The sequence below is a fragment of the Delftia sp. CH05 genome, from assembly GCF_009827015.1.
In the GTDB taxonomy this organism is placed as follows: Bacteria; Pseudomonadota; Gammaproteobacteria; order Burkholderiales; family Burkholderiaceae_C; genus Comamonas; species Comamonas tsuruhatensis.
The window spans coordinates 71,948-78,492 of record NZ_WUMG01000010.1 but is presented as its reverse complement, the minus strand read 5'-3'; the positions used below and the strand labels follow the sequence as shown (position 1 = coordinate 78,492).

At 64.5% G+C, this 6,545-nt stretch carries 4 protein-coding genes and 1 tRNA gene; all 5 read right to left on the bottom strand.

All coding sequences use genetic code 11. The annotated features are described in order from the left end of the window. Nucleotides 1-647: 647 nt before the first annotated feature. Nucleotides 648-724: transfer RNA gene (locus tag GRX31_RS10900), tRNA-Val, on the bottom strand. Nucleotides 725-794: 70 nt separating this feature from the next. Continuing rightward, a complete protein-coding gene (locus tag GRX31_RS10895; RefSeq protein WP_047217671.1) occupies nt 795-2,063 on the bottom strand; it encodes a Zn-dependent hydrolase in 1,269 nt (422 codons plus the stop codon). Between the two features lie 24 nt (nt 2,064-2,087). Continuing rightward, entirely contained in the window at nt 2,088-3,548 is a 1,461-nt protein-coding gene (gene hydA, locus GRX31_RS10890; protein ID WP_160852601.1) for a dihydropyrimidinase, read from the bottom strand. A 30-nt stretch (nt 3,549-3,578) separates the two neighbouring features. Further along, nucleotides 3,579-5,072: an NCS1 family nucleobase:cation symporter-1 gene (locus GRX31_RS10885; protein ID WP_016445279.1), complete on the bottom strand. Its 1,494-nt coding sequence runs from the start codon at nt 5,070-5,072 to the stop codon at nt 3,579-3,581. A gap of 132 nt (nt 5,073-5,204) precedes the next feature. Then, a complete protein-coding gene (preA, locus tag GRX31_RS10880; protein ID WP_013803150.1) occupies nt 5,205-6,524 on the bottom strand; it encodes an NAD-dependent dihydropyrimidine dehydrogenase subunit PreA in 1,320 nt (439 codons plus the stop codon). Nucleotides 6,525-6,545 lie beyond the last annotated feature (21 nt).

The window sequence follows — 6,545 nt, the reverse complement described above, 5'->3', positions numbered from 1 at the left end:
CGATCCGATCCCTTCAAAGCTGCGGCTCCGACGCCGATTCACTGCCCTGCCCAAAGACCGGCCGGATAGTTACAAACATTTTCTTTAATGTCAATGCAGCCATTCTCATTAAGAGAAGGTTCAATGGGAGCATTGGCATGCCAACGCAAGAGAAATGCCAGCAGCAAAGCCTGGAAAATTCAATTGATTATTGAAAATGGATTTTCAATATATTTTCACCGCATGTATATCACTGAAATCAGTGATACCGACATCGTGGCGTCATAGAGCGGCGCCAGGAAGAGCGGGCGGCGAGAGCCATGCCGGCCCGGGAAGTGGAAGGTGACTGCAAGAGAGCTGCTGACCTGGAACGGGCAGCACATGGGCAGGTGGCCAATGCACCATGGCTGTGCATGAAAACGGTCATCAGTGGCAGCCACGCCATGAATAAGCATGCCACCCATAAATCAGTGCTGCCAGGATCTTTTTTTTGACGCAAGCGCTTATTGAAGCAATTGCGCCACAGTCACGGAAACAGCACGGAAAGCCATCGAAACAAAACAATGCAAATTCCGAGCTGGGCAGAGGCCAGGATTTGCACAAGGAAGATCGCCCAGACGAAAAAAAGCCTCTCGGATTTTATCCGAGAGGCTTTTCACCAATATATTTGGTAGGCGCGATTGGACTCGAACCAACGACCCCCACCATGTCAAGGTGGTGCTCTAACCAGCTGAGCTACGCGCCTGTCGTTTGTTGAAGCCGCAAGTATAGCAGTGCAAAACAGGGCTTCCGGGCAAGTTGCGCAGATTTTTGGATCAACCCGCCACCCTGGCCCGTTCCAGCATGGCGTGCATCAGCACATTGCAGCCTGCGGTGATGTCGGCCGGCGTGGCGTCCTCGATCTCGTTGTGGCTGATGCCGTCCTTGCAGGGGATGAAGACCATGCCGGCCGGCGCCAGCCGCGCCATGTAGACCGCATCATGCCCGGCGCCCGAGACGACGGGCATGTGCGAGTAGCCCAGGGCCTTGGCGGCGCGCGCCACCGCATCCACGCAGTCGGCATGGAAGGGTTGGGCGGGGTAGCTGGACACCAGGTTGATCGCTATGGGCAGGCCCGTCTCCCGGCTGATGCGGTCGGCCACGGCGCGGATGTCGGCGTCCATGGCTTCGCAGTCGGCATCGGTGGCGTTGCGCAGGTCGATGCTGAATTTGACCTGCCCCGGGATCACGTTGCGGCTGTTGGGATGGACCTGCACCATGCCCACCGTGCCGCGCCCGTGGGGCGGATGGCGGTGGGCGCAGGCCACCACTTCCTGCATCAGCTGCGCGGCCACCTGCAGCGCATCCTTGCGCAGGGCCATGGGCGTGGGGCCGGCATGGGCCTCCATGCCCGTGACCACGCAGTCATACCAGCGGATGCCCAGCACGCCGGTAACCACGCCAATGGTCCTGGCGTTGTCCTCCAGCACCGGGCCCTGTTCGATGTGGGACTCGAAGTAGGCGCCGATCGGGTGGTCGCCAGGCTCCTGGCTGCCCACATAGCCGATACGCTCTAGCTCGCCCTTGACGGTCTTGCCTTCGGAGTCGGTGGCCGCATAGGCATGCTCCAGCGTGAAGGCCTTGGCGAACACGCCCGAGCCCATCATCACCGGCACGAAGCGCGAGCCTTCCTCGTTCGTCCAGAAGGCCACTTCGATGGGCGCTTCGGTCTCAATGCCGTGGTCGTTGAGCGTGCGCACCACCTCCAGCCCCGCCAGCACGCCGTAGTTGCCGTCGAACTTGCCGCCCGTGGGCTGGGTGTCGATGTGGCTGCCCGTCATGATGGGCGGCAGGCTGTTGTCGCGCCCGGGCCGGCGCATGAAGCCGTTGCCGATCTTGTCGATGGTTACCGTCATGCCCGCCTCGCGCGCCCAGCGGGTCACCAGATCACGGCCCTGGCGGTCCAGGTCGGTCAGCGTCAGGCGGCAGACGCCGCCCTTGGGCGTGGCGCCGATCCGGGCCAGCTCCATGAGTGAATCCCACAACCGGCTTCCGTTGACGCGCAGCTGCGCGATGTCCTGCTTCACTTGGGTATCTGTATCCATTGCGGTCTCCTTGTCATGCGGGCTTCAGCGCGCCACGGCCGTGGGCTGCAGCGTGGCGGCGCGGCGCTGCACCGCGTCGAAGTTGGGGCCGAAGGCCGGGCGCTTGATATAGCGCCCCTTGCCCATCTCGGCACGCAGATCGCCCTGCGCATAGGCCACCACGCCCTGGCTGATGGTGTGGCTGGGCATGCCTTGCACGGTGCGCCCCTCGAAGATGTTGTAGTCGCCCTTGGAATGCTGGGTCCTGACCGACAGGGTGTGCGTGGCGGCAGGGTCCCAGACGACCAGATCGGCATCGGCGCCCACGCCGACCAGGCCCTTGCGCGGATAGATGTTGAAAAGCTTGGCCGTGTTGGCCGAGGTGATGACCACGAATTCGCTGGGCGTCAGCCGGCCGGTGTTCACGCCCGCATCCCAGATCACGGCCAGGCGCTCCTCCACGCCGCCGGTGCCGTTGGGGATCTTGGCGAAGTTGTCCCGGCCCATGGCTTTCTGCGCGGCACAGAAGGTGCAATGGTCGGTGGCCGTGGTGTGCAGCTGGCCCGACTGCAGGCCCTGCCACAAGGCCTCCTGGTGGCCCTTGGCGCGGAAGGGCGGGCTCATCACGTGGGCCGCAGCCTTCGCGAAGTCGGGGTCGCGGTACACGCTTTCGTCGATCACCAGATGGCCGGCCAGCACTTCGCCATACACGCGCTGGCCGCGTGCACGGGCCGCGGCAATGGCCTGAGCCGCCTCGGTGCAGCTGACATGCACCACGTAGATGGGCACGCCCAGCACGCCGGCGATGGCGATGGCGCGGTTGGCCGCCTCGGCCTCCACCATGGGCGGACGGGCCAGCGGATGGCCCTCGGGCCCGGTGATGCCCATCTTGGCCACTTCCTGCTGCAGCAGGTAGACCAGCTCGCCGTTTTCGGCATGCACCGTGGGCATGGCGCCCAGCTCCAGCGCGCGCTTGAAGCTGTTCACCAGCGTTTCGTCGTCGCACATGATGGCGTTCTTGTAGGCCATGAAGTGCTTGAAGCTGTTGATGCCCTCCTCGCGCACCAGCGTGCCCATATCGGCATGGACGCTTTCGCTCCACCAGGTGACGGCCACGTGGAAGGAGTAATCGGCCGCAGCCTTCTCGGCCCAGCCGCGCCATTTGCGGTAGGCGTCCAGCAGCGGCTCCTGCGGATCGGGAATGACGAAATCGATGATGCTGGTGGTGCCGCCGGCCAGCGCCGCCGCCGTACCGGTGTAGAAGTCATCGGCCGTGACCGTGCCCATGAAGGGCAGTTGCATGTGGGTATGCGGATCGATGCCGCCGGGCATGACGAACTGCCCCGAGGCATCGATCACCTGCGCCCCGCCCGGCACCAGGGCCGCCACATCCGGCCCCACGGCCGCGATCGCCCCATCGACACACAGCACATCGGCCTTCTCCTGCCGGTCTGCATTCACCACCGTGCCGCCACGCACCCATACCGAACCCTGTGATTGACCCATAGCGTCATGCCTCCTGTTGGTTGGTCCGGCCTATGCCTTGCTCAGCGCGGGCGCGCCCTTGGTAACCTGGCCTGCCATGCCGATGCGGTAGACCACGCCGGCAATGAACAGGCCGATGAACCATGCGTAGTCATAGGCATGCTTGAAGAAATCACCCACGTTCGGGAATGCGGCGGGGAACGCCGCGTGCAGGAAGCCGGGCAGGTTGGGCGCCACGCCCAGGGCGAAGGCGGCCACGGCCACCCAGTTCCAGCCGTTGGAGTAGCGGTAGACGCCCTCTTCTCTGTACAGGTCTTCCACCACCAGCTGCTTTTTACGCACCAGGAAGTAGTCCACCATCAGAATGCCCGCGATCGGCCCCAGCAGTGCCGAGTAGCCGATCAGCCAGGTGAAGATGTAGCCCTCGGTCGATTCCAGGATCTTCCAGGGCATCATCACGATGGCAATGGCCACCGTCATGTAGCCGCCCACGCGGTAGCTGATCTTCCTGGGCGCCAGGGCGGAGAAGTCATAGGCCGGCCCGACCAGGTTGGCCGCCAGGTTCACACTCACGGTGTCGATCAGCAGCACGATCAGCGCGATCAGCACGGCCGCGCCCGTCATGCGGCTGGCGACATCCACGGGGTCCCACAGGGCCTTGCCGTAGATCACCACGGTGCCCGATGTCACCACCACCGCCAGCATGGCCAGCAGCCCCATGGGCACGGGCAGGCCGATGGCCTGGCCCACCACCTGGTCCTTCTGCGACTTGGCAAAGCGCGTGAAGTCCGGAATGTTCAAGGCCAGCGTCGCCCAGAAGCCCACCATGGCCGTCAGCGACGGCCAGAACACCGACATGAACTGGCCCGCCTTGGGGCCGCCCGGCGCGTACTGCGAAGGCTGCTCCATGATGGGGCCGAAGCCGCCGGCCTTCTGGTAGACCCATCCCAGCAGCACGAAGCAGATCAGGATCTTGAGCGGCGCTGTCCAGGTCTCGAGCTTGCGGATGGACTCGATGCCATGCACCACGAAGTAGAACTGGATCGCCCAGAACACCAGAAAGCACACCAGCTGCCCCACATTGATGCCCAGGCCAGCGATCTTCTCGCCTTCCAGCGGATGGCCCAGCAGCACGCCCAGCAGGGTGTAGATCATCATGCCGCCGAACCAGGTCTGGATGCCGTACCAGCCACAGGCCACCAGGGCCCGCAGCATGGCCGGCAGCTTGGCGCCGTGGGTGCCGAACGAGGCACGGGCCAGCACAGCGAAAGGAATGCCGTACCTGGCCCCGGCATGGCCGATGAGCAGCATGGGAATCAGTACGATGAGATTGCCCAGGAACACCGTCATCACCGCCTGCGACCACGACATGCCGTTCGTGATCATGCTGGCGGCCAGCGTGTAGGCCGGGATGCACATCACCATGCCTATCCACAGGGCGGCGAAGTGGTACCAGGTCCAGGTGCGCTGGCTCGGCAGCGTGGGTGCGAGGTCGTGGTTCCACAGGCTGCCTGCGGACTCACCGGAATGCGGGGCATGCGACATTGCGAAGCTCCTTCTCGAAGAGAGAAATCACCAATCCATTGCTGATCCAGGGTCTGACCGTTTCCATCAAGCGCATTTCGTGCCAGGTCGGCCCGGATGCGGGCCGTGCGCCGACCTGCCGCAATGCCCCCTCTAGCCCTGCGCCGTCACGGCCTGGCGCATGGGGTTGTTCGGGTGCGTGGTCCAGTTCGCATACTCCCCGGTGACCGTCTGGCCGGTGCGGGGGTCCACCTCGCCCGGCTGCAGGCTGCGCATGGTGATGCACTCGGGCACGGGGCAGATGGACACGCACAGGTTGCAGCCCACGCATTCGGTGTCATCCACCTCGAAGCGGCGCACACCGCCCTCCTTGCTGAAAGTGATGGCCTGGTGGGAGGTGTCCTCGCAGGCCACATGGCAGCGCCCGCACTGGATGCAGCTGTCCTGGTTGATGACGGCCTTGTCGATGTGGTTGAGGTTGAGGTCCTTCCAGTCCCTGACCGTGGGCACGGCCCGGCCCTGGAAGTCCTCGATGCGCGCAAAGCCGTGCGCGTCCATGTAGTTGGACAGCCCGTCGCACATGTCCTGCACGATGCGAAAGCCGTAGACCATGGCCGCCGTGCACACCTGGACATTGCCGCATCCCAGCGCGATGTATTCGGCCGCGTCCTTCCAGGTGGTGATGCCGCCGATCCCCGAGATGGGTAGGCCCGCCGTCTGCGGATCGCGCGCGATCTCGGCCACCATGTTCTGGGCGATGGGCTTCACGGCCGGGCCGCAGTAGCCGCCGTGCGAGCCCTGGCCGTCGGTGCTGGGGTGCATGACCAGGGTGTCCAGGTTCACGCCCATCAGCGAGTTGATGGTGTTGATCAGGGACACCGCATCCGCCCCGCCGGCCTTGGCCGCCCGCGCGGGAAAGCGCACGTCGGTGATGTTGGGCGTGAGCTTCACGATCACCGGCAGCCGGCTGTACTGCTTGCACCACTGCGTGACCATCTGGATGTACTCGGGCACCTGGCCCACGGCCGCACCCATGCCGCGCTCGCTCATGCCGTGCGGGCAGCCGAAGTTCAGCTCCAGCCCGTCGGCGCCGGTATCCTCCACCATGGGCAGGATGCGCTTCCAGCTTTCCTCCACGCAGGGCACCATCAGCGAGGCGATCAGCGCGCGGTCAGGCCAGGCCTTTTTCACGCGGGTCATTTCCTCCAGGTTGGTGCGCAGCGGCCGGTCGGTGATCAGCTCGATGTTGTTCAGGCCCATCACGCGCCGGTCCTGCGCCATGAGGGTGGAGTAGCGCGGCCCGTTCACGTTGACCACATGCGGGTCCTCGCCCAGCGTCTTCCACACCACGCCGCCCCAGCCGGCCTCGAATGCGCGGGTGACGTTGATCTCCTTGTCCGTGGGCGGTGCCGAGGCCAGCCAGAACGGATTGGGGCTGGAAATGCCCAGAAAGCGGCTGCTGATGTCTGCCATGTCGATGCTCCTTGAAAAGCG

Excerpts from the sequence above, each read along its gene's own strand:
- GRX31_RS10895 (WP_047217671.1), bottom strand. The coding sequence starts at position 2,063 with ATGGATACAGATACCCAAGTGAAGCAGGACATCGCGCAGCTGCGCGTC.
- hydA (WP_160852601.1), bottom strand. The coding sequence starts at position 3,548 with ATGGGTCAATCACAGGGTTCGGTATGGGTGCGTGGCGGCACGGTGGTG.
- GRX31_RS10885 (WP_016445279.1), bottom strand. The coding sequence starts at position 5,072 with ATGTCGCATGCCCCGCATTCCGGTGAGTCCGCAGGCAGCCTGTGGAAC.
- preA (WP_013803150.1), bottom strand. The coding sequence starts at position 6,524 with ATGGCAGACATCAGCAGCCGCTTTCTGGGCATTTCCAGCCCCAATCCG.